24 protein-coding genes are annotated in these 22105 nt (G+C 38.7%); 6 read left to right on the top strand and 18 right to left on the bottom strand.

All coding sequences use genetic code 11. The features are described 5' to 3' along the window. Positions 1-5: 5 nt before the first annotated feature. Complete coding sequence (gene bioF, locus F8B77_RS04075) at positions 6-1157, bottom strand: 8-amino-7-oxononanoate synthase (protein ID WP_151653949.1); 1152 nt, start codon at positions 1155-1157, stop codon at positions 6-8. Continuing rightward, the gene (gene bioB / locus F8B77_RS04070) at positions 1141-2193 is read right to left on the bottom strand and encodes a biotin synthase BioB (RefSeq protein WP_151653947.1); all 1053 of its coding nucleotides are present in this window, start codon (positions 2191-2193) and stop codon (positions 1141-1143) included. Before bioB ends, bioF begins: the two co-directional genes overlap by 17 nt. Positions 2194-2353: 160 nt before the next feature. Between bioB and bioA the strand changes: the two genes are divergently transcribed. Then, a complete protein-coding gene (gene bioA / locus F8B77_RS04065) occupies positions 2354-3634 on the top strand; it encodes an adenosylmethionine--8-amino-7-oxononanoate transaminase (RefSeq protein ID WP_151653945.1) in 1281 nt (426 codons plus the stop codon). Positions 3635-3715: 81 nt separating this feature from the next. Here the strand turns inward: bioA and F8B77_RS04060 are convergent, their stop codons facing one another. From F8B77_RS04060 to tyrR, 3 genes are all read right to left on the bottom strand, one after another. Further along, positions 3716-3925 carry a hypothetical protein gene (locus tag F8B77_RS04060; RefSeq protein WP_151653943.1) on the bottom strand — a complete coding sequence of 70 codons (210 nt, stop codon included), beginning with the start codon at positions 3923-3925 and terminating at the stop codon, positions 3716-3718. A gap of 128 nt (positions 3926-4053) precedes the next feature. Then, a complete protein-coding gene (gene rimJ / locus F8B77_RS04055; protein ID WP_151653941.1) occupies positions 4054-4611 on the bottom strand; it encodes a ribosomal protein S5-alanine N-acetyltransferase in 558 nt (185 codons plus the stop codon). 9 nt (positions 4612-4620) lie between these two features. Continuing rightward, entirely contained in the window at positions 4621-6168 is a 1548-nt protein-coding gene (tyrR, locus tag F8B77_RS04050) for a transcriptional regulator TyrR (protein WP_151653939.1), read from the bottom strand. A gap of 149 nt (positions 6169-6317) precedes the next feature. Between tyrR and F8B77_RS04045 the strand changes: the two genes are divergently transcribed. The 3 genes from F8B77_RS04045 to F8B77_RS04035 are packed head-to-tail and all read left to right on the top strand — an operon-like array spanning position 6318 to position 10612. Then, positions 6318-7262: a YbgA family protein gene (locus F8B77_RS04045; RefSeq protein WP_151653937.1), complete on the top strand. Its 945-nt coding sequence runs from the start codon at positions 6318-6320 to the stop codon at positions 7260-7262. After that, positions 7252-8691, top strand: a complete 1440-nt coding sequence (gene phrB, locus F8B77_RS04040) for a deoxyribodipyrimidine photo-lyase (RefSeq protein ID WP_151653935.1) — start codon at positions 7252-7254, stop codon at positions 8689-8691. Before F8B77_RS04045 ends, phrB begins: the two co-directional genes overlap by 11 nt. Positions 8692-8743: 52 nt before the next feature. Further along, positions 8744-10612, top strand: a complete 1869-nt coding sequence (locus F8B77_RS04035; protein WP_151653933.1) for a metallophosphoesterase family protein — start codon at positions 8744-8746, stop codon at positions 10610-10612. Between the two features lie 37 nt (positions 10613-10649). Here the strand turns inward: F8B77_RS04035 and F8B77_RS04030 are convergent, their stop codons facing one another. Beyond that, on the bottom strand, positions 10650-10787 hold the full coding sequence (locus F8B77_RS04030) for a hypothetical protein (RefSeq protein WP_099047787.1): 138 nt from the start codon (positions 10785-10787) through the stop codon (positions 10650-10652). 181 nt (positions 10788-10968) lie between these two features. On the opposite strand from F8B77_RS04030, the gene F8B77_RS04025 reads away from it, so the two are divergent. Continuing rightward, positions 10969-11916, top strand: a complete 948-nt coding sequence (locus tag F8B77_RS04025; protein ID WP_151653931.1) for a ChaN family lipoprotein — start codon at positions 10969-10971, stop codon at positions 11914-11916. A 102-nt stretch (positions 11917-12018) separates the two neighbouring features. Here the strand turns inward: F8B77_RS04025 and F8B77_RS04020 are convergent, their stop codons facing one another. The 10 genes from F8B77_RS04020 to F8B77_RS03975 form a co-directional block, all read right to left on the bottom strand. Beyond that, a complete protein-coding gene (locus tag F8B77_RS04020) occupies positions 12019-12537 on the bottom strand; it encodes a DUF3833 domain-containing protein (RefSeq protein ID WP_151653929.1) in 519 nt (172 codons plus the stop codon). Continuing rightward, positions 12537-13040: a chalcone isomerase family protein gene (locus F8B77_RS04015; RefSeq protein WP_167512756.1), complete on the bottom strand. Its 504-nt coding sequence runs from the start codon at positions 13038-13040 to the stop codon at positions 12537-12539. Before F8B77_RS04015 ends, F8B77_RS04020 begins: the two co-directional genes overlap by 1 nt. Next, the gene (locus F8B77_RS04010; protein WP_151653927.1) at positions 12988-13557 is read right to left on the bottom strand and encodes a DUF2878 domain-containing protein; all 570 of its coding nucleotides are present in this window, start codon (positions 13555-13557) and stop codon (positions 12988-12990) included. Before F8B77_RS04010 ends, F8B77_RS04015 begins: the two co-directional genes overlap by 53 nt. A 77-nt stretch (positions 13558-13634) precedes the next feature. Next, positions 13635-14888, bottom strand: coding sequence for an SAM-dependent methyltransferase (locus F8B77_RS04005; protein WP_151653926.1), 1254 nt, complete (start codon positions 14886-14888; stop codon positions 13635-13637). Continuing rightward, positions 14878-15627 carry a DUF1365 domain-containing protein gene (locus F8B77_RS04000; protein ID WP_151654126.1) on the bottom strand — a complete coding sequence of 250 codons (750 nt, stop codon included), beginning with the start codon at positions 15625-15627 and terminating at the stop codon, positions 14878-14880. Before F8B77_RS04000 ends, F8B77_RS04005 begins: the two co-directional genes overlap by 11 nt. Continuing rightward, entirely contained in the window at positions 15624-16883 is a 1260-nt protein-coding gene (locus F8B77_RS03995) for an NAD(P)/FAD-dependent oxidoreductase (RefSeq protein WP_151653924.1), read from the bottom strand. Before F8B77_RS03995 ends, F8B77_RS04000 begins: the two co-directional genes overlap by 4 nt. Next, positions 16883-17620 carry an SDR family NAD(P)-dependent oxidoreductase gene (locus F8B77_RS03990; protein ID WP_151653922.1) on the bottom strand — a complete coding sequence of 246 codons (738 nt, stop codon included), beginning with the start codon at positions 17618-17620 and terminating at the stop codon, positions 16883-16885. Before F8B77_RS03990 ends, F8B77_RS03995 begins: the two co-directional genes overlap by 1 nt. Then, positions 17617-18057: a nuclear transport factor 2 family protein gene (locus F8B77_RS03985; protein WP_151653920.1), complete on the bottom strand. Its 441-nt coding sequence runs from the start codon at positions 18055-18057 to the stop codon at positions 17617-17619. Before F8B77_RS03985 ends, F8B77_RS03990 begins: the two co-directional genes overlap by 4 nt. 137 nt (positions 18058-18194) lie before the next feature. After that, positions 18195-18869 carry a ChrR family anti-sigma-E factor gene (locus tag F8B77_RS03980; RefSeq protein ID WP_151653918.1) on the bottom strand — a complete coding sequence of 225 codons (675 nt, stop codon included), beginning with the start codon at positions 18867-18869 and terminating at the stop codon, positions 18195-18197. Next, positions 18862-19473, bottom strand: coding sequence for a sigma-70 family RNA polymerase sigma factor (locus F8B77_RS03975; protein ID WP_151653916.1), 612 nt, complete (start codon positions 19471-19473; stop codon positions 18862-18864). The genes F8B77_RS03980 and F8B77_RS03975 overlap by 8 nt, the downstream gene beginning before the upstream one ends. A 290-nt stretch (positions 19474-19763) precedes the next feature. Between F8B77_RS03975 and F8B77_RS03970 the strand changes: the two genes are divergently transcribed. Continuing rightward, entirely contained in the window at positions 19764-20090 is a 327-nt protein-coding gene (locus tag F8B77_RS03970) for a c-type cytochrome (RefSeq protein WP_151653914.1), read from the top strand. Here the strand turns inward: F8B77_RS03970 and F8B77_RS03965 are convergent. Continuing rightward, positions 20057-21289 (bottom strand): cysteine desulfurase-like protein, encoded by a 1233-nt coding sequence (locus F8B77_RS03965; RefSeq protein WP_151653912.1) that lies wholly within the window; start codon positions 21287-21289, stop codon positions 20057-20059. The two genes, F8B77_RS03970 and F8B77_RS03965, sit on opposite strands and share 34 nt — an antisense overlap. Then, the gene (locus tag F8B77_RS03960; protein WP_151653911.1) at positions 21273-21929 is read right to left on the bottom strand and encodes a 2OG-Fe dioxygenase family protein; all 657 of its coding nucleotides are present in this window, start codon (positions 21927-21929) and stop codon (positions 21273-21275) included. The genes F8B77_RS03965 and F8B77_RS03960 overlap by 17 nt, the downstream gene beginning before the upstream one ends. Between the last annotated feature and the right edge of the window lie 176 nt (positions 21930-22105).

Genomic DNA, 22105 nt, shown 5'->3' with positions numbered 1-22105 from the left:
CTCCATCATCCTAATTCTGTTATTGCTTGGGTAAGCTGTGTAATGTCTTGTTGCGAGTGATTAGCGCTTAACGTAATTCTTAACCGCGCAGTTCCTGTTGGCACGGTCGGCGGACGAATGGCAGTTGTCCACAGTCCTTGATTTTTAAGTGCGGCAGAGACATTCATTGCTTTATCGGCTTCACCAATAATAATCGGTTTTATCGGCGTATCTGTTTTCATCGCTCCTGAAAAACCAGTTAATTCTGATTCAAATTGTTGATTTAATTCTTTGAGCTTTTCACGTCGCCACTCTTGTTGCTGGATCATCAATAAGGCATGAGATAACGCATGAGCTTGAGCAGGAGGCATTGCCGTTGAATAGACATGATGACGAGCGAATTGAGCTAAGTAATCACCACATTCATGATTACATAACACCGCAGCACCCGATAAACCAAACCCTTTACCAAACGTGACGACTAAAATGTCTGGCGTCACTTGATAAAAATCACAACATCCCCGGCCATTGTTACCTAACACGCCACATCCATGAGCATCATCTACCATTAACCACGCATTATTTTCTTTGGTTACTTTAGCAACATCTGAAAGTGGTGATAAATCCCCATCCATACTAAAAACCCCTTCGGTGACGACCAAAGAAGGTGAATGATCAGACGCCGTTAATAATTTGGTTAGATGAGATATATCATTATGTTTAAAGCGTTTCATCATCGCTGGTGACAATATACCCGCTTCCATTAACGAGGCATGATTAAGTTTGTCTTGCAGCAAGGTGTCGCCTTTTTCTAATAATGAAAAAAGTACCGCTTGATTGGCACTAAAGCCAGAGTTAAAAAGTAATGCGCAATCAAACCCTAGCCATTCAGCCAATTGATATTCCAAATCGGCGTGAGGTTTTGAGTAACCTGTCACTAATGGTGAAGCACCACTGCCACTGCCATATAAAGATAAGCCTTGTTGCCATGCTTGAGTTAACTCTGCACTGCCAGCAAGACCAAGATAATCGTTACCTGAAAAGTTGATATAAGATTGACCATCTACCACTAATCGAGATTGATTACCTTGCTCTATTACCGTTCGAGAACGATTCAGCCCCGCTTGCTTACGCTGAGTAAGTGCGGAGCTAATACGTTGATTAAACGCTCGCTTCATAAAATAGATCGTCTTTTTCAGGACGAGAAGCAACACGCTCAGCAACGCGATCTAATAATTCATGCTCTTGGACCACATCTGGTTTTTGCGCAACTTGTTGGCTATTCACACCCAGTTTCTTAAACAGTTGCATGTCGCTGTCTTCATCTGGGTTTGGCGTTGTCAGTAGTTTACACCCATAAAATACCGAGTTAGCACCGGCCATAAAGCATAAGGCTTGCATCTGCTCATTCATGCTTTCACGACCTGCAGACAAACGCACAGCCGATCCAGGCATCATGATACGAGCAACGGCGATCAAACGGATAAAATCAAATGGGTCAACGTCTTCAGCATCCTCTAATGGCGTGCCTTTTACTTTTACCAGCATATTGACAGGAACAGATTCTGGATGCTGAGGAAGATTCGCTAATTCAACAAATAGACCCGCACGATCACTGTCACTTTCGCCCATGCCGATAATGCCACCAGAACAGATCTTCATTCCAGCATCACGAACGTGAGATAATGTATCTAAACGATCTTGATAAGTACGAGTAGTAATGATGTTGCCGTAAAACTCTGGAGAGGTGTCTAAATTGTGATTATAGTAATCGAGACCCGCTTCTGATAATTCACCCGCTTGATCTGAGGTGATCATCCCTAGCGTCATGCACGTCTCAAGACCCATCTCTTTGACGCCTTTGATCATATCTAACAGATAAGGCATATCACGTTCTTTTGGATTTTTCCAAGCAGCACCCATACAGAAACGGGTTGAACCAGAGTTCTTCGCTTTTTTCGCAGCATCCAAAACGCTTTCTACTTCCATCAAACGTTCACGGTCAACGTCAGTGCGGTAATGAGCACTTTGAGGGCAATATTTACAATCTTCAGGACAAGCGCCCGTTTTAATTGATAGCAGTGTACTCACTTGTACATGGTTTGTTTGTTGATATTTACGATGTACTAATTGAGCATCAAAGATTAAATCCATAAACGGCTTATCCATCAACGCCTGTACTTCTGCTACTGTCCAGTTATGTCTCACTTCCACGTGTAAATTCCTTTCGTTAACATGCTATAACCATTGCTATTGCTAAGATCCGACCACTTTTGATTGTGCTTTTTGGTCTCTATTTATACTTGGCTAGTCTACGGTTAAACGATACACTGTCAACCTCAATGGATAGATAAAGTTTACAACTGGTGAATAAATGAACAATAGCGTCGACTTGGATTTTGACCGTCAACACATTTGGCATCCCTACACATCTACAATTAATCCGCTTTCTTGCTACCCTATTACTCACGCTAAAGGGGTTAACCTCTATTTAGAAGATGGGACAGCATTGGTTGATGGAATGTCTTCTTGGTGGTCTACCATTCACGGTTACTGTCATCCTCACCTTAACCAAGCGCTTAAAGATCAAACCGATAAAATGGCACACGTGATGTTTGGTGGTATTACTCATCAGCCTGCGGTCGATTTATGTAAAAAGTTAATTGAACTAAGCCCTTCTCGATTAGAGCAGGTCTTTTTGGCCGATTCTGGCTCAGTAGCGGTTGAAGTCAGTTTAAAAATGGCTCTGCAATATTGGCACGCCAAAGGACAACCACGCTCGAAATTCGTTACCGTTCGAAATGGTTACCATGGTGATACCTTTGCCGCGATGTCGGTAACTGATCCCGATAATTCAATGCACGGTCTATATAAAGGTTTTTTACCAGAACACCTGTTTGTTGAATCTCCGACCAGCAAATTTGGTGGTGAATGGAACTCTGAAGATATTCTTCCTTTAGAAAAGATGCTGGCTGAACGCCATGAAGAGATCGCCGCAATGATCCTTGAGCCTATTGTTCAGGGCGCAGGCGGAATGCGTTTATACCACCCTCAATATTTAAAAGAAGTACGCCGCTTGTGTGATGAATATGGCTTACTTCTGATTCTAGATGAGATAGCAACCGGCTTTGGACGAACAGGAAAATTATTTGCTTGTGAGCACGCCGACATTGAGCCTGACATCATGTGTATTGGTAAGGCACTTACAGGTGGCTACATGACATTATCTGCAACACTCACCAGTAAAGTTGTTGCTGATACTGTATGCAGTGGAGATGCCGGCTGCTTTATGCACGGACCGACCTTTATGGGAAATCCACTGGCTTGTGCTGTTGCGAATGCCAGTTTAGAACTGATCCAACAAAATCATTGGCAGACTCAAACCAAACAGATTGAAACCTGCTTTTCAGAATTACTGCCTCAACTTAAAAAATACGATGTGGTTGCAGATGTTCGATGGCTTGGAGCAATAGGTGTGATAGAGCTAACCACACCTGTTGAGATGGAAAAAATCCAAGCACACTTTGTCGAGCAAGGAGTTTGGATACGACCATTTGGTAAATTGATTTATATGATGCCGCCATTTATTTCGCAGCCTGAACACATTACTAAGTTAGTTAATGCCATTGATAGCGCATTAAGCGATCTGTTTTAATCGTTAAAACGACATAAAAAAACCGATACCTTTAAATAAAAGTGTATCGGTTTTATTTACTTTTAAACGTCAAGTTCGTCGTTATTTTACTTTCGGCTCATTGGTAAAATCATCTTCTACTAGCTTGTAGATAATGAAAATTGCCAGTTCTAATAATACGGTCAGTACCAAGCTCATGATCACGTAGCGCTCACTGAAAATACCAATACCATGTAGCACGGTTGATTGAAAAACAAATGCACCAACAATACCTAAAATCAACAATTGTAAAAACTTAATGAACTTCAGCATCTAAATTCCTTCTTTATTATTATTGTCTTAAAAATTACTGTTACTAGAGTACACCAATTTAGTAACCACTCCATGGCTAACTTTCAATTTAAACCGTTCTTTCTTATATTTATGCCACAAAAATAGAGTTATTCTGGTACCCAATGACTATTTATCTTAGAAGTCAGAATATGATCTTCCCAAGCGCCGTTTATGTAAAGGTAGTCTTTTGCCTCTCCTTCTTTAACGAACCCCAGTGCCGATAACACATTGCCACTTTTTTTATTGTGTGGAATATACGCAGCCATAATTCGATGAAGATGCTGAACTGAAAACATCCAATCTACGGTATGTTCTAGCGCTCGCTGCATAATCCCATTACCTTGATAATGCTCATCGAGAGAATAGCCCACATGACCGGCGTAGAATGGAAAACGAGTAATATTACTAAAACTCACTGAACCAATAATTTTCTTCTGCTGAGTATCGACGATCACAAAATAAAACGCCAAATTATGCTTATGTAACTCTACCAATTGCAATAAACGTTGCTTCCAACCTTCCGCAGTAAAAAAAGAATTCGCACGCTTGGGCTCCCACGGCGCCAAATGGTGACGATTACGCATGAAGTAATTAGCAATCATCACAGAATCACTGCTTTTAATTAGACGAACTTGGTAATGATCAAACTCAAAATGCACATCCATGTCGTTCCCCTATTTTTTCCCTATTCCATAATCTCGCAATTTATTCGCTATCGCGGTATGCGAAACGCCTAATCGCTTAGCTAACTTACGACTTGAAGGAAAATCACCGTATAATCCAGTTAGGATCATTGATTCATACGATTTCATTATCTCATCCAATGTCCCATCTACATTGATATCCATCATACTTACTGTTTTCGCTTCAGATATTGGCAGCATAAAGTGAGAGGTCTCTAACTGGTTTCTATCCATTTGAGTTAACGCTTTTAGGGTAGAGCTTTTTAGCTGACGAACGTTACCCGGCCATGAATAACTGCGTAAATACTCATACACCTCTTCTGAAATAGAGGGTTTCACAATGCTTAGCTCTTTGCATAACTGAGCAACAAAAAATTCAAATAAGGTCGCGATGTCAGAAGGGCGCTCACGCAGCGGCGGAATTTCTAAAAATAATACGTTTAAACGATAATAAAGATCCTCTCGGAACACTCCTTGTTCCACTAATTCTAGTAGCTCTTTCTTACTTGCGCCAATGATTCCAACATCTACGTGAATCTCCTTTTCTTCACCCACTCTACGGAAATTCCCATCTTGAATAAAGCGTAACAGCTTGATTTGCAAGAGCGGACTCATTTCACTGATCTCATCAAAGAAAACCGTACCGCCATCCGCTTGTTCAATGATCCCCTTTTTACCTTCTGGCATATTGGGAAATGCACCTGGAGCGTAGCCAAACAATTCGGTTTCAGCGACATCATCAGGCATGGCCGCACAGTTAACCACCATGAAGGCTTTACCTGAACGAATAGACGCATTATGGCAAGCACGAGCTAACATTTCCTTACCCGTACCCGTTTCACCCTGAATTAATAAAGATTGATCAATATCGGACAATTTTTTTGCCTGCGAGATTAACGTTTTATATTTCGTTGATGAACCGACAAAATGCTCAAAGCCCAGATTCGATGACTCTGGAATGAATGGACGAGCCAGTGTTGAATCCATAGCTGGCTTAATTATCACCACTGCGCTGGCTAAGATCGAGGTGTTATCATCATCAGTAATGTATACAGGCATGATTTCCATTACGTAATTCATTCCTTCAATATCCATAGACTCTCGCTGACGAACACGGGACTCTTCAAACCAATACATCACATTGAAATTTGGTAATAACACACTCGCTAGCTCACCAATGAGTGCTTCTGTATCTACATTAAATAAAGAGGCGACTGCCTGATTCGCATTATCGATTTTCCCTTTAAGGTTAATCGCAAATACCGGATCAGGTAAGGTACTTAATACGGCGAGTAATTCCATATTACGACGTTCACTTGGTAAGAATGGAATTTTACGAACATCAATAACACTCTCTATTCTTCGAATTTTTGCCATTAATTGACTAAACTCATCAAAAGCGACTTCTGGAAAATTAAGATAGATTAACCCGGCTTTATTAATCTCAATATCTCGTAAATCAATATTCTGGGACGCAAGAATATCTAATAATTCACGGGTTAGACCTAATCGATCTTTACATTGCACTTCAAGACGCACAAAAGCTTCCTTAACTAAGATAGGTGTCACAATATGTTTACAGTTAGTTTGCGCGAGTAGAAAAAAAGAGTCAAGCTGAAGTGATCCAAATAGAGAGTTAATTCGTTTAATTCGTAATTGATAATAAAATTAGCAATGGAGAGTCAATCATGGGTATTAAAGTTGGTATAAGTTCCTGTGTTAATGGTGAAAGTGTTCGTTTTGATGGTGGTCATAAAAGCAATAAATTTGCCTCTAAAGTCCTTGCATCATATTTTACTTACGTCCCTATCTGTCCAGAAGTTGGCAGCGGTATGTCTGTACCAAGGCCAACAATACGTTTAATCTCAAACGAAGAGAGGATTGCGCTCGTTGACTCAAAAGATTCGTCTCTAGACTACACAGATTCAATGATCGAGTTTTCTCGAAAAACCGTCGACCGCCTCAAAGAAACTGAGATGTGTGGCTACATTGTATGCGCTAACTCTCCTAGTTGCGGTATGGAGCGCGTTAAGGTTTACAGTAAAAATAATGCCTCTAAAGATGGAATCGGACTTTACACTGGTGTTTTAATGGATCAAATGCCATGGTTACCCGTTGAGGAAGATGGTAGACTTAATGATCCTGTATTGAAAGAAAATTTTATTACTCGAGTTTTCTGCTTACACGATCTTTATCAATCGATGGAAGGGGAACCAACAGCAGGAAAAATTGTAGCATTTCACTCTCGTTATAAGTACACCTTAATGTCTCATTCAACCTCTGGCTATAAAGAACTTGGACGACTTGTCGCTAAGATAGCAGAATATGATATTGACGAGTTTTTTACTCTTTATCGCACGCAATTAATGCAAACCATGTCGATACGTGCAACAAGAAAAAATAACACGAATGTGCTGATGCACTTACAGGGATATTTCAAAAAAGAACTTGATTCCCCTCAAAAGCAAGCGCTTGCTCAATTAATTCAAGAATACAATCAAGGCATATTGCCTCTGCTGTCTCCTATTACACTAATTAAGCATTATCTTAGTTTGCACAATAACGACTATTTAAGACAACAATCGTTTCTAGACCCGTATCCTCAAGAACTGAGATTACGCTATGGATTATAAACCAACCATGCAATGCGTTTGGTTTCGTACTGATTTAAGAGTGGCCGATAACCCGGCGTTATCTGCTGCTATTGCAAATCAAGCCCCTACTGTCGCTATTTTTATAGCCAGTGAATCGCAATGGCAACGACACAATAAAGCCTCAATTCAAATTGATTTGATAAAGAGACGCTTGCTTGAGCTTGAAAAAGAACTGAGTCTATTAAATATTCCCTTACTGGTATTATCTTGCCCTTGGTTCAAGGATGTTGCACCACAACTGCACGCATTATGTAAAGATTTTGATATATCACATTTATTTGCCAATAAAGAATATGAGGCTGACGAATTAAGCCGAGATGCTGATGTTGTAACACAACTCTCTGATGTTCAGTGTGCTTTTTATGACGCCAAATGTGCGGTACAAGTTGGCAAAGTACTGAATAAAACTCATCAACCTTATAAAGTTTTTACGCCATTTAAAAAGGCGTGGAGAGAATACTTTTATCAACACTTTCCAACCATTGAACAAGTGACCGCTTCAGTTGAATTATCGGCGACACAGTTAAGGTCACTTAAACGTTATCATGACCCTAAATTTACTCGCTCTATAACAAATGAGAGCAAGGCGTGGTCTGTTTCAAATAAAACGATACTTAATGCGATGCGTCAATTTTGCCGTGAAAAATCACAACAATATAATGACCAACGAGATTACCCAGCCATAGAGGGAACAAGTCAACTCTCTCCTTATTTGGCTATTGGCGCAATTTCAGCAAAACAGTGCATTTTACGTTTGCATTTGGAAGCCAATAATCAATTAACCCAGGGACAAGAGATATGGCTTGATGAGTTAATTTGGCGTGAGTTCTATACTCACCTACTTCATTTTTATCCGTTGTTATCTAAAAACCACGCATTCTTGAGTTTTGACAAATACATTCAATGGAACAACGACCACGAAAAATTTGAGCAATGGTGTAAAGGCGAGACTGGATTTCCTATTGTGGATGCCGCAATGAAACAACTCAACAATACGGGTTGGATGCATAACCGGTTACGGATGATCACCGCCAGTTTTTTAGTTAAAGATTTACACATTAATTGGCGCTGGGGCGAGCGGTATTTTATGTCAAAACTTATTGATGGTGACTTTGCCTCGAATAATGGCGGTTGGCAGTGGTGTGCATCAGTAGGTTGTGACAGCACACCTTACTTTCGGATATTTAACCCCACCACCCAAAGTGAACGCTTTGATAATAAAGGCGTTTTCATCAAGCATTGGTTACCTGAGTTAACAACGCTAACCGGAAAACTATTGCATCACCCTAATAGCAAACCACTATTCAAGCCAGATAATTACGTAGAACCTATTATTGAGCATGCTATACAACGGTTAAAGACACTAGATATCTATAAACACGCCAAAGCTCAGGATATTGTAAGTTAACCATAGCAAGTATTATGATAGTCTCATCTGCTATTAAGAGTTGTATTAATTGATGTCTAATTCACTGCCTTTTATTCTTGCTGGACCTATGGTTCGAAAAACGACTGCTCATGAGATTAACCTATGGTTATCTACCTCTAAACCATTACATGGTCGAACGAAAATCAGTACCAACAATGATGAGTACGAGTTTGAAATCGCACAAGAACAAGGCATTCAATTAGGCCAATACACTTGGGTTTATCTTCTACGCTGCCAAGCTGATTTCCCGATTAATCAACGTATCGAATATGATATCGACACTCAAGATGGCTTATTGTCACAGTTGGTTCCCGACGCATTATATGAAAATGAATCTTCTTTTACCTTATTCATAAAAGACAAGGCTGATTATGTCTTACATGGTTCTTGTCGTAACCCTCATTATGCAAGTAAAGACAGCTTGGTTATCGCAAACCAACACCTAAAAACACAAGCCCTTGAAGAAAGAGCTGCTTTGTTGATGATGAGTGGCGATCAGATCTACGCCGATGATGTGGCTGGGCCTATGTTGCATGCCATTCAACAGATTATCCCTCAATTAGGATTATTTGAAGAAACGCTAGCTCACTCAGAGTTCAGTAAAGATGCTGAGTTATATGCCCACCCATATAATTTATACCGCAGAGATAAGATCTTGCCGCACTATGTCGAAAGGAAGAATTTTTTATCTCGCTGCAGTCTGTATCAAACTCGTCCTATTTTCAGCTCAACAAAGCATGAAAACCATTTAATGAGTATTGCTGAGTTTTTCGTTATGTACTTACTTGTATGGTCCCCTACTTTATGGGAGCGTATTACTCTGCCAAACTCATTGCCTAACCTAGAACCAAAATGGCAAAAAATGTGGCAAGAAGAAAAACAACAGATCGAACTTTTTGTGGCAGGCTTAAACGATGCACAGCAACTGTTTGCGCATATGCCGACTTACATGATTTTTGATGATCACGATATTACCGATGATTGGAATTTAACGATTGGCTGGGAAAACGCTGTGAATGGTGATCCTCTTGCCTCTCAAGTCATTGGCAATGGCTTAATCAGCTATTTCCTGTGCCAAGGTTGGGGAAATAACCCAGAGCAGTTTGATGAAGCGTTCCTAACATCATTCAGAGCGTTATTTTCCAATTACGACAACGCACAACACCATAAATTAATTTGGCAACTTACGCGATTTGAACAATGGCATTATTCCATTCATACCACACCAAAAATGGTGGTGTTAGACACTCGAACTCGCCGCTGGCGCTCAGAATCCAACACCAATAAGCCTTCTGGTTTGATGGACTGGGAGGCTTTGCTCGATCTACAACATGAGCTAATTAATCAAGAATCGATCATTATTGTCTCAGCAACACCAATATTTGGGGTTAAGTTTATTGAAGCCCTACAAAAAACCATGACGATACTTGGAAAACCATTAATGGTTGATGCCGAAAATTGGATGACTCATCCAGGCTCAGCCAATACCCTGCTGAGTATTTTAACTCACCCCAAAACGCCGCAAAATTTTGTAATTCTGTCTGGTGATGTGCATTACTCTTTCGCCTATGACATTAAATTACGTCACAGCAAATCAAGCCCTGATATATATCAGATCACCTGCAGTGGGTTTAAAAATGAGTTTCCCAATAAGCTATTACGTGTATGTGATTTTATGGACAGAGTACTTTATAGCCCGCACTCTCCACTAAACTGGTTTACGAAGCGTAAGAATTTATTAGTCACTAAACGAGACCCATCAGTAAGCAACCAAGATAAATTAATAAATCAAAGTTCAATTGGGGAGTTAAGGTTAGATAAAAAAGGCAAGCCGGAGCAGATTTCGATTTTAACCGCGGAAGGACAATCTATTTCCTTCTTGCCTAAATCAAGTGACTGAATCACTTTTTATATTGAAAATAATGAGAATTGAAAAATTAATCGTTCAGAGTGGTATCAGTGCCACTCTCAACTTCTATTGAATTATGGAAGTATAGACCTGCTTCAATAGCGTCTAGCCACTCTAATTCCACTTCTTCGTGATACCTAGTTTTCTCAAGGTAATTTGCACTCATATTAATATCCTTATGTGAGTTTCAAGATCCCGATTATACGAGTCTTGAGTTGCAATACTGTGACAGAGATAGAAGAACGAATTCAAATTACACCACCACAAGTGGTAATGATTATCATTAAGATTGAATTATCTCTCGTTTTATCCTAATCTATAAGATTGTTCTCTACTGAATCTCTATTATGAAATCCACCGTTTTATTTTCTTTTGTTTCGATACTTTTAATGTCAGGTTGCAGCCAACAAATTCAGCCAACACCAATACCCTCTCAAGCTATCACCAGTTTCTATGATTATCAATTACTCTCACCAGCAGGCTCACCTCTGTCCCTTAATACTTTACCTCAAGAGATAATTGATGCTGATGTAATTCTTATTGGTGAATGGCACACTCATGCCGCTATCCACCGCTTTCAAACGGATTTATTTAAGCAACTCTCTGCAACAGAGCCTAAGTTAGCATTATCTATGGAGCAATTCAGTCGTGATAAACAGATGGTTGTGGATGAGTATTTAACAGGACAAATTGGCGAACAAACATTAATGTCAGAAGCTAAGGCATGGCCTAATTATGAAAGTGATTATCGTCCATTAGTTGAAATCGCAAAGGCTGAAGGACGTGATGTTATCGCTGCAAATGCCCCAAAACCAATCGTAAAATGCATTGGCCAACAGGGTATTCGCTATTTAGATAAACTCGATATTGATGAAAAGTCATGGTTAGCTACAAACATAGACCTTGCTGATTCTGCTTATAAATCAAAGTTCTTATCTTCGATGCATCATGGTAATGAAGAACAAACTCAGAAACAATTTGCAGCCCAAATGACGTGGGATGCAACCATGGCTGAAAGTATCGTTAATTACTTAGTTTTGCATCCTAAATCGCAAGTCATGCATATTGCAGGAAAATTTCATATCGAGAATGGTCTAGGCACTGCGTCAGAAATAGTAAAATTAGACCCTAAGCTTAATGTCGTGGTTATCACTCCGACAAAAGAAGCTACTAATGAAGGCTCTGACTATCAACTGGAAGTTTTAGCTCCACCAAAACGCTTTGTGAAACAAGAGAACATGATGAAAGCATACAAAGCAATTAAAAGTCGTAACCATGATCTTGTATGTAAATGATTAAACAATAAGAAATAAAAACCACTCACTTCGACGAGGGAATTAAAGTGAGTGGTTTTGGCTTAGTGTCATTTTTGATTTCAAGCTAGTTACTAATTACTTTTATTTTCGGATAACAAGTACAACTTCACCAACTTGTATACCCCACTTATATATTTCTGTTTGATTAATAACAACATTATCTGAAATTTGATAAATCCAATCATCAAATTCAACTTCATAGTGTGAATCATCTACCTTTAATATCATCGAGTATTTCCAATTAAGAGCGTTTCCTGCACTTTTTCCATAAGCAGTTTCAAGAATATCACTGGCGGTTCCTGTGTATGAATTATCGCCTAGATCTTGAATAGTCCACGTTCGTTCTTGCTCTTCACCGTCATTAAATAAAAACTGCTCGTCTAGCGTTAATGTGTCTCCATTCCATTGAGCTTGAAGATCGACAGTGAATGTTCGAATAACCGTGCCATTGAAGTCTTTTACTATCCCTTCTGCTTTTAAATCATCTTGAAAAAAAGATCTCATTGAAAATTCAGGGCTAGTGCCTGCGTAATCATTAATGTCTTGAGAAGAGCACCCTACTAATAGAATACTAAAAATAAATAGGACTATCTTTTTCATTATTTATCTCCTATCAATTCAAGACGTAGATCTGGATACGTAGTTTTTTCAGATACCCAAATATCAAGGAACAGTTGAGAAAAGTCTTTACTCGCGATTTTTCCAATCGGTTTATCATTTAGAAAAAACTGATTATTCCCTATCTCATCAATGCTAAAAACTAATTTATCTTCAGGTTTCACATCAGGCAATACCTGCTCTAATTCAATCAACCACGAATCTAAGTCAGGGTGTTTAATTGACTGATCTTCCCATTGTTCTTTGGTCGCTTTAATTAAATTTTCTTTAGTGATGTTACGATAATATTCAATCTCGATCGCCTGTGGATATTGACCATATATAAATTTTCCTGAACTAGTAAACAATTGCGCCTCATACACTGAAATTAAAAACCATGACAGCTCTGATTTACCGCTACTTTGTAAACCTTGTAATGGTACGGCAACTGCACTATTTATTGTTAACAGGTTTACTATTATGAGAATATTTATTAATTGTTTCATAACTCTTTCCCTCATTATTCATTCTTTCCCTTAAGCGTCTTTGAATAAGAATAAATACGGGCAGGTTAACTGCCCAGATCACTCCGATTATAAATAAAGTGATTTGATAAGAATATGAGAAATCCACAACGCCGAATCGATGGCCAGCTAAATAGTTTAATGGTCCAGCAATCGCCCCAATTAAAGCAACTAAACCTAGATGAAAGCGAGATAACCACCCTAGACTGTGATTAATAGCGAACCCAAAATGACACCATAATAAAATGAGCCAAACAGGAATAAGTGCATTGTTAGCAAATTGGTACACACCGGCAAATGACAATAATACATCACCAAAAACACCTAACAAAGAAATTAAAATGAGCAAACAAAAGTCTATTTTCCGTGTTGGTGATACGAAAAGATGAAGTAATATTGAAACCAATAAAAATGGTATCGCTTGTTGTTGATAAAGGATTACAGAAAACCAAACCAATTGAAACCAAACTGCATTAATGATAGGGAAATAACGTAACATTGAAGCCTCCTACAATACCAACCTAGATAGACTATCATTTAAAGTTTATCCAGATTGATAATTTAAATAGCGGTCAACTAACACACCCCGTGTTGTGGTTTAGCAGCGACAAGATGAACCGTACTGATTTTACGTTCTAGAAATCCCCCTTCGCAGTAACAAAGATAAAATTTCCACAATCTGATAAAGTCGTCGCCATAACCCATTTGTTTTAGCTCTGCTGCCGACTTATCAAAACGTTGGTACCAGTGATTCAAGGTTTTAGCGTAATCTAGACCGATATCATTTAACGATGTGATTACCATGTCGGTATTCTCTGCGACTTTATTCGCCATGACACTAACTGAAGGTAGGCAACCTCCGGGGAAAATATAGCGTTGAATGAAATCGACACTTTTACGATAACTATCATAACGTTGATCTGAAATAGTTATCGCTTGAATTAACATTTTACCTTCTGGTTTTAAGTGGCGACTACACACATTAAAGAAGGTACTTAAATATTCATGTCCAACCGCTTCGATCATTTCAATTGACACTAATTTATCGTATTGACCCTCTAAGGTTCGGTAATCTTGCTTTAATAGTGTAATAGAATCTTCTAATCCTAAAGACTTTACTTTTTGCTCTGCGAATTCGTATTGGGCATCAGATATAGTTGTGGTCGTCACTTTTACACCATAATGCTGCGCGGCATAAATAGCTAATGCCCCCCAACCAGTACCAATCTCAAGTAATGTTTCCCCTTGTTTAAGCTCTAAACGCTCACAGATTGTCTTCAGTTTAAATAATTGGGCCTCTTCAAGGTCAGCATTTGCATTTGGGTAAATAGCACTTGAATAGAGCATCTCTTTATCAAGAAACATTTTATACATTTCATTACCCAAGTCATAGTGGGCAAGTATATTTTTCTTTGATCCTTCCTCGGTATTCTTATTTCGCTTGTGATTAAGTAAATTAAAGAACTGAATAACCTTACTAAATCGACTCTCTACTCTATCCAATACACCCTGTTCACGCCCTAATACTTGAATCACTTTTGTTAAATTTGGGCTTGTCCACAAACCAGAAACATACGCTTCACTTGCTCCAATCCCACCACCAAATAGTATTTTCCTGTATGCTTCCATATTATGAATTTCAACAACGGCAGCTAGATTTGCTTCTTTATTACCTAAAATAACCTGTCCTAACTCATCATTAATCGTTAGTGATGCTTGTGTCATTTTGGCTAAATAGTCGAGTAATACTTTACGCGTCATTTTATCTACCCAGCCCACTGGCTTGGTTTCATTTTTTTGAATCGCTGATGCGTCTTGATTATTCAACATCGCTGTTCTCCTTAATTTTTGGATAAGGCACGAAAGGGACCCGCTTTAAAAATAATTTCAGTGCCTGCCAGTAAATTCCATATACTATCTTTACGGTCATTATCGGGATTGAGATCACTTGCTGTTGAATATTTTTTGATGACAGTGATTTTCGGGTCATGGCTATTGTTGCATCAAAAATCTTCTCTTGTTGCTCTAACCCTCTGTTTTCTAAATGGAGTGAAAGGTGCTTATTAGGCTCTTTAATCATCCAATGATATTTCATATCAAGGTTTAAGAAAGGAGAAACATGAAAAGTTTTATCTATCACTTTATCTGATTTCATCTTGATCAAATAATAGTGGGTTTGATTCCATGGTGTATTACTCACTTCCGCTAATAAATACGTTAACTGATCATTTTTATCGTAACAATAATACAAGTTAATGGGGCTGAAATAGACACCAAAACAACGCACTTGACCAACAAATAGCACCCGTGTATTTAATGGCTTCCCGCCTAACTCAGCGACTTTATTCCATACTGAATTTTTTAGTGGCTCCTGCTCTTCGCCTATGTAATCACACCGATTAAAAGAGAGAGGGGAAAATTTGTTTTTTTTAAACCAACCGATGGATTCAAAATCTTCTAACTCATCCAAATCGAGGGCGAGAAAAAACATCTCATAACTAAAGCTATGCGCTCTGGTTTGAAAGCGTCTGTGCCTCACCTCTCCATGATAAAGACAAGAATGAATCATAAACTTAAGCCAAATCGCTGACAAACATCTAACGCACTTCTGACTCCATCTTCATGGAACCCGTTATACCAATATGCACCAACAAAGTGCGTATGATTATGCCCACAAATTTCATTTCGACACTGCTGTGATGAAATAGTATCTGCGTTAAATACTGGGTGATCGTATTTATAAGATCCTAAAATTTTGCTTTCATTGATCAATGGAGAGTTATTTAAGGTGACACAGAACGTTGTCTCCTCTGTGCTAAGACCTTGTAATATATTCATATTATAAGTGACGCTTGATGGTCTATTTTTGTCTGTAACATCAAGGTGATAATTCCACGCTGCCCATGCACGCTTTTGCATAGGTAGCAAGGTTTCATCCGTATGTAACACCACTTCATTCTCTTGATAGGTAAGCTTAGATAGCACCTCTTTTTCTCGGTTGGTGACATCCGTCAACATCGCTAAGGATTGATTGCTGTGACAGGCTAAGATCACTTCATCAAATTCATGGATCTCTGTATTTTTTATGGTTAATGACACGCCCTCGCTATGACGAGAAATCCCTGTTACTGAGCTATTTAGATGAATGTTATCTTTAAAACGCTCGATTAAAGGAGAAATATAGGAAGACGAACCATTAGGAATAACGTACCATTGTGGACGATTGGCAATATCTAGTAATCCATGATTATGGAAAAATCGAATAAAGAAGTGCAGTGGAAATGCCTTCATATCTTGCAGACTAGATGACCAAATTGCTGCACCCATCGGCAAAATATAATGCTCAGCAAAGTAGGTACTGTAACCATCATCATAAAGCATATCACCTAGGGTGCTATCAGTATTAATATGTTCTCTTTCCCATAGCTCTTTACACTGCTTGTTAAAGCGTAATATTTCGCTGATTAATGACAAAAATTTAGTATTGAAAATATTAGATCGCTGTGCAAATAATGTATTTAGATTATGTCCATTATACTCAAGGCCTGAAATCACGTTTTTAACACTGAAACTCATTTCGCTATCTTGGCCTTTAATTCCAAGTTGCGAGAGCAATTCGATAAAATTAGGGTAGGTTCGGTCATTAAAAACAATAAACCCGGTATCAATGTCCCACTCTTTTCCTTCTGCAATTACTCGCTTTGTCGCGGTGTGGCCTCCAATATAATCATTGGCTTCAAACAAGGTAACATGATATTTACGACTGAGTACGTAGGCACATACTAGCCCTGAAATGCCACTACCTACTATTGCAATTTTCTTCATTATCGTTTCATCCTTAATGCGACCCACTGCCAAATACGATCAGGCAAACTGCCCATAACAATTAGAAAACTAGTAAATGGAAATGGAAAATGAATATGTTTTTTATTTTTGCTAATGCCACTAATGATGTGCGTTGCCGCTTGGTTTACTTCAATCAACATTGGCATTGGAAAATCATTTTTATTAGTTAATGGGGTTTTAACAAACCCTGGTGCAATCACACTTATGGTTAAGCGCTCTGCAGGAATGTCTAATTGCAAAGACTTTGCAAGGTAATGGATCGCCGCTTTACTGGCTCCATAGGCTTCAGCTCGCTGAAATGGGACATAAGAAGCACTTGACCCCATTAGCGCAAGAAGGGCTCCATACTTCATCTTCGGTATCAATATTTGTAAACAATAACCTATTGAAATGACATTGGTTTGAATTACTCGCTCGAACAAGGCTGCATCAAAATGCTCAGCATCATCAATGTACTCACAGGTGCCTGCATTTAAAATGGCGATATCCAGTGACTCAATACCATTGAGTGAAGTTAAAATTGATTGACTTTCGGTTAAGTCAAAAGACACTTCCATCAATTGCAACTGCTGCTTTGCTTCTAATAAGAATTCTGATTCTTCATAAGCACTGAAGTTTCGACCACAGGCGTATACTTTATCTCCTTTTTTTAGATAAGCATGCACAAGGGATAACCCTATGCCTGACGTTGCTCCTGTAATCAAAACTGTTTTCATGATTGCACCCTCTTTTTGATGAACTTCACCATTGGGCCAATAATTGGAAGGTGCTCATAAAGCATCTGTCCCATATCAATATAATCACGATGGTAATACACCTTGTCGGTGAATTTTATCAGGGTTGTTCCGTCAACCGTGATTTGCTGTCCTTTATTTATCTTAGGATGAATATAGCGCATAGTCCAATAAAGAGAGGCCTCCCCTCCTGTTGGAGTTTCTTTTTCAATAACATGGTGAATCTGGAAATGGCACTCTTTCAGATTACTGTATAAATGTTCAAAGTAACTTTCGAGATCGTTTAATCCATTGATTTCATGCACTGCATCAATAAACTGAATGTCTTGAGTATAAAGCTCAGCTAAGTAATGAAGAGTTTGTTTATTTAGATCTCCATATAACTTTATGAACCTTTCAACAAAAGGAGAATAGATCATTATGTGCGTCCTTGTGTTAGTGCAGTGAGCCATTATTCAATTCACGCTCACTGCCAATATTTTTATCAGCAATTATTTACTTATTAGTTACTTATAGATACGTAACCGCTGATAAAATGGTTCACTTCCTGTGATCTTTAATACAATAAGCCGCCAATGGGATTAAATAATTTACTCAATCCTTTTGTAAAATGCAGCGGAGCATTTTGAACCGTATAACACAAGCAACCTTCCGTCGTTTTGGGGCTATGTTCGTGTGATGCGTCTAACCAAATGAAATCGCCTTTTTGATAATGAGCAGATTCATCTTGAAAGCTGCCATCAAGTAACAAGGTCAACTCAAATCCTTTATGGGTATGGTTTGGGATCTCTCCTCCTGCAGCAATATGCAATAAATTTGATCGTGTATCTTGCTCTTCGATAAGACGAGCACGGCTCACTGCGCCTAATTGATTCCATTTCAAGTCATCATATCGATGCAATAAATACGGTACTTCAAAGGTTTTATCAGCAATAAAGACATGATGTGTCGGTGTAGACATAAGATAAGAGTCGCCTGCGTCTAATTGCATGATGCTTTCCAACATTGTTGTATAGTCAACCGTTGGTTCATTACTTTCTGTGCACATAGGCTGGCTGTTACTTTGCCATGTCATTTTTGCTAACTCTTGGCTGATAGCCTCAACCTTGTTTTTACATTCTGAGCACAACTCACAATGTAGAGACACTGCAACAGAAAGAGACTCCGGTAATTCGCCATTGGCATGAGAACGCAACAGCTCATCGCTTGGATGGTAAGTAATATTAGTCATTCTCATACTCCTGTCTTAATTTACTCAATGCTAGGCGTAGTCTGGATTTTATCGTCCCTATGGGCTGGTCAAGGTGCTCTGACAGTTCATGTTGAGTTAACCCTTGAATATACAAGCCTTCGACAACCACTCTTTGTGCCTCAGGTAGCAAACTGACTAAACGATGTAACTGTTTTGACTCTAACCAATCGGTTTCTATTGTTTCTACTTGCTTATCAAATAGTGGCCATAAATCACTACTTATTGTATCTTCCTTATTTGATTGCATTTTACGTAACATATCAAAGCTGTGATTTCGCATCACGGTAAAAATCCACCCTGATGCATTCCCTTTAGTCTGATTAAACAGAGCCGCTTTTCGCCACACTAACGTCATGGTTTCTTGAACTAAATCCATTGCCAAAGTAGGATCATTAAATTTTTTAATTCCGTAGGCGCGTATCTTGGGCGCAAACCATGAAAATAACTGTGAAAATGCCAATTTATCTTGAGTTTCTCCCACTAGATTTAACCAATAATCTAGCTTGGCGACATCCTCTTCATTTTGTATTGGCTTATAACTAGAGTTCAATCGATTGCTCACTTCTATGTGCTGAGTTTGCATATCTACCTCCATAATAATTCATACTACTACGGAAGAGATTACTATTTGGATCACTCTGTAAACTATAGACCGTTTTAATTTGTTATATCTTGAATTAATACACAGAATTCAAAGCTCGCTCTCAAAAAAAAACAATGGTGATCATTCGATTTATTTTATCAAAGAAACAAGATGTTAGCTTATCTAATTTAGTAGTAAATATAGCTAAAAAACTGACAATTTTCATTGTTCGTTCACCAATAATAATTTAATATAAAAATCAACCTTAATATCAGTTAAAACTAACGATAATGATTAAATGGATTTTGCTTGCTCTGCTTTGTGCTTCAAACACCACTTACGCAAATACATTAGGTGATCCTGTTAAAGGCAAATTAAAAGCACCAAGTTGCATTTTTTGTCATGGTGAAACAGGAAAGGCGATGAATTCAAGCTACCCTAATTTAGATATGCAAAATGAAATGTATTTATATAACTCAATGAAATCGTATCAAAATGACGAGCGAAAAGGGCCCCTAGCACAAATGATGAAGGCCCAGTTACAACGACTCAATGATCAAGATTTAAAAGATATTGCTGCGTTTTATACCAGTGCATCTAATAACGAAAATAAGTAGTCTATTTCATCTACGGTGTTGTAGTGCATAAATCCAATACGAACAACACCACCATACGCTTCTAGATTTAACTGCTTCACTAAGCCAAGTGCATAAAAATGCCCATTCCATACACATACGTTATGCAAACCTAATGCTTTGGCTACTGCTTCTGGAGAATTCCCTTGAAGTCGAATAGCAAACGTTGGGGTCCGATTAATGCAATTTTCAGGATCACTAATACCAAACAATGAAATCCAAGGCCTACTCTCTAATTTATTTACAAAATAGTGCGTCAGTGCTAATTCATGTTGCTCGTACTGAATAAAACTAGAGATAAGTCTTTCTCGTAAACTCGCCTCTTTTGCTCCCCATTGAGCCAAATACTCAATAGCTGCTGTAACGCCAGCCAACCCTTCAAAGCTTTGTGTGCCCGTCTCAAATCGGCCTGGCCCTATATTTGTGGCGGGTTCAACTTTATATGGCGAAAGCGTTTGTAACCATTTGGTAGACACATAAGCAATACCGACATGGGGGCCAAAAAATTTATACGCTGAACAGGCTAAAAAATCACAATCAAGATCTTGCACATCAATTAAATGATGAGGGGCGTAGTGAACCGCATCAACATACACCATCGCATCAACACCATGTGCAGCGTTAATCATCGACTTCACATCAACTAAAGAGCCTGTGGTATTAGAAGCGAATGTCGTGGCAACCAACTTGGTTTTATCAGACAGCAGCGAATAAAAGTGATCCATATCTAACGTGCAATCAGTGGTACTAACGCGAACTTGGTGAACAATGACCCCTTTGTCTTCTGCGGCTTGCTGCCAGCTTGATACGTTCGAATAGTGGTCTAATGCCGTAACGATGATCTCATCTCCCGCTTTCCATTCTCGACTTATCGCTCGACTTAACTGAAACGTTAAGGACGTCATATTAGCACCAAAGACAATATTATTACTGCTTGGTGCATTTACTAACGCAGCACAAGAAGAGCGAGCAGTATCCATCACACTATTCGTTATTTGGCTTGAAAAAAAATGACCGCCTAGATTAGAGTTAGAATAACCAAGGTATTCTGTCATCGCAGTTAGCACAGAATTGGGCACTTGAGAGCCTCCGGGGCCATCTAGAAACACAATCGGAAGCTCATTAGTTGTTTGCGCTAAAGATGGAAATTGCAAACGGGCTTGCTCAGGCGTGAAAGTCATTAACATTATCCTTTGCGGTTAATACAAATACATCCATATGCCCTTCATGATCTTGTTCAATCAATCGAATTGGCTTGCCGTTATGCCATAGTTTTCTGTCATCAACCATAGCAACTTCACCATCTTCTAAAATTTTCCTAAAAAATGGTTCTTCGTTTGAATCTTTGTATACAAGTAATTCTCCCCCTTCAATGTTTGAACGATCGATACCAATCAAGGCGATATGATCGAAACCATCTTGGTGAACACCTTCTGGAGCAATTTGAGTTTCTTCATAAATCGCGGCAATACGCATTTGATGTATTTCAATTTCTTGCCCATTTGGTAAATGATTAAGACCCATAAAGACCTGACACATTTCAGCCATGCCTTCACTGTGCAAAATATCACTTTCAATGCCTTCAAACTCACGAATAACATCACCTTGGTAATGGTTAATCTCTTCACTTTGCACAAAGTTATGCTGGTTCGTCTCCACCACTTCCTCGTTTACCATTCGAATAACGGAATAACGTCTTAAACGGAAGTTACCATCAGCGTGCAACGTTTTAGGTAATCCAGAAAATGAAGGTGCGAGTTGATGAACCGCAGCATGACTTAATTGTGTCAGCTGCAATGTTGTACTATGTGAATGTAACATGATGCCTCCTGCAGTAAGTTAACAAATGATTTACATCTTTATTATTTACGCAGAAATGCTAACAAATCAAACTATGTAGTGCTTTACTTCACGCAAAATAAACAAATCGATATATAAAATCATAAATGATTGGTTTTATGAACTTTAACACTGAATAGCTTTTGTTTATACAAAGA

The organism is Aliivibrio finisterrensis (genome assembly GCF_008933155.1).
In the GTDB taxonomy this organism is placed as follows: Bacteria; Pseudomonadota; Gammaproteobacteria; order Enterobacterales; family Vibrionaceae; genus Aliivibrio; species Aliivibrio finisterrensis.
This window is presented reverse-complemented; position numbering and strand designations above follow the sequence as displayed.

Excerpts from the sequence above, each read along its gene's own strand:
- F8B77_RS04025 (WP_151653931.1), top strand. The coding sequence starts at position 10,969 with ATGAAATCCACCGTTTTATTTTCTTTTGTTTCGATACTTTTAATGTCA.
- F8B77_RS04020 (WP_151653929.1), bottom strand. The coding sequence starts at position 12,537 with ATGAAAAAGATAGTCCTATTTATTTTTAGTATTCTATTAGTAGGGTGC.
- F8B77_RS03995 (WP_151653924.1), bottom strand. The coding sequence starts at position 16,883 with ATGAAGAAAATTGCAATAGTAGGTAGTGGCATTTCAGGGCTAGTATGT.
- F8B77_RS04015 (WP_167512756.1), bottom strand. The coding sequence starts at position 13,040 with ATGAAACAATTAATAAATATTCTCATAATAGTAAACCTGTTAACAATA.
- F8B77_RS03975 (WP_151653916.1), bottom strand. The coding sequence starts at position 19,473 with ATGCAAACTCAGCACATAGAAGTGAGCAATCGATTGAACTCTAGTTAT.
- F8B77_RS03980 (WP_151653918.1), bottom strand. The coding sequence starts at position 18,869 with ATGACTAATATTACTTACCATCCAAGCGATGAGCTGTTGCGTTCTCAT.
- F8B77_RS04035 (WP_151653933.1), top strand. The coding sequence starts at position 8,744 with ATGTCTAATTCACTGCCTTTTATTCTTGCTGGACCTATGGTTCGAAAA.
- F8B77_RS03985 (WP_151653920.1), bottom strand. The coding sequence starts at position 18,057 with ATGATCTATTCTCCTTTTGTTGAAAGGTTCATAAAGTTATATGGAGAT.
- F8B77_RS03965 (WP_151653912.1), bottom strand. The coding sequence starts at position 21,289 with ATGACTTTCACGCCTGAGCAAGCCCGTTTGCAATTTCCATCTTTAGCG.
- F8B77_RS04010 (WP_151653927.1), bottom strand. The coding sequence starts at position 13,557 with ATGTTACGTTATTTCCCTATCATTAATGCAGTTTGGTTTCAATTGGTT.
- phrB (WP_151653935.1), top strand. The coding sequence starts at position 7,252 with ATGGATTATAAACCAACCATGCAATGCGTTTGGTTTCGTACTGATTTA.
- F8B77_RS04000 (WP_151654126.1), bottom strand. The coding sequence starts at position 15,627 with ATGATTCATTCTTGTCTTTATCATGGAGAGGTGAGGCACAGACGCTTT.
- F8B77_RS03960 (WP_151653911.1), bottom strand. The coding sequence starts at position 21,929 with ATGTTACATTCACATAGTACAACATTGCAGCTGACACAATTAAGTCAT.
- bioF (WP_151653949.1), bottom strand. The coding sequence starts at position 1,157 with ATGAAGCGAGCGTTTAATCAACGTATTAGCTCCGCACTTACTCAGCGT.
- rimJ (WP_151653941.1), bottom strand. The coding sequence starts at position 4,611 with ATGGATGTGCATTTTGAGTTTGATCATTACCAAGTTCGTCTAATTAAA.
- bioA (WP_151653945.1), top strand. The coding sequence starts at position 2,354 with ATGAACAATAGCGTCGACTTGGATTTTGACCGTCAACACATTTGGCAT.
- F8B77_RS04045 (WP_151653937.1), top strand. The coding sequence starts at position 6,318 with ATGGGTATTAAAGTTGGTATAAGTTCCTGTGTTAATGGTGAAAGTGTT.
- F8B77_RS03970 (WP_151653914.1), top strand. The coding sequence starts at position 19,764 with ATGATTAAATGGATTTTGCTTGCTCTGCTTTGTGCTTCAAACACCACT.
- F8B77_RS03990 (WP_151653922.1), bottom strand. The coding sequence starts at position 17,620 with ATGAAAACAGTTTTGATTACAGGAGCAACGTCAGGCATAGGGTTATCC.
- F8B77_RS04030 (WP_099047787.1), bottom strand. The coding sequence starts at position 10,787 with ATGAGTGCAAATTACCTTGAGAAAACTAGGTATCACGAAGAAGTGGAA.
- F8B77_RS04005 (WP_151653926.1), bottom strand. The coding sequence starts at position 14,888 with ATGTTGAATAATCAAGACGCATCAGCGATTCAAAAAAATGAAACCAAG.
- F8B77_RS04060 (WP_151653943.1), bottom strand. The coding sequence starts at position 3,925 with ATGCTGAAGTTCATTAAGTTTTTACAATTGTTGATTTTAGGTATTGTT.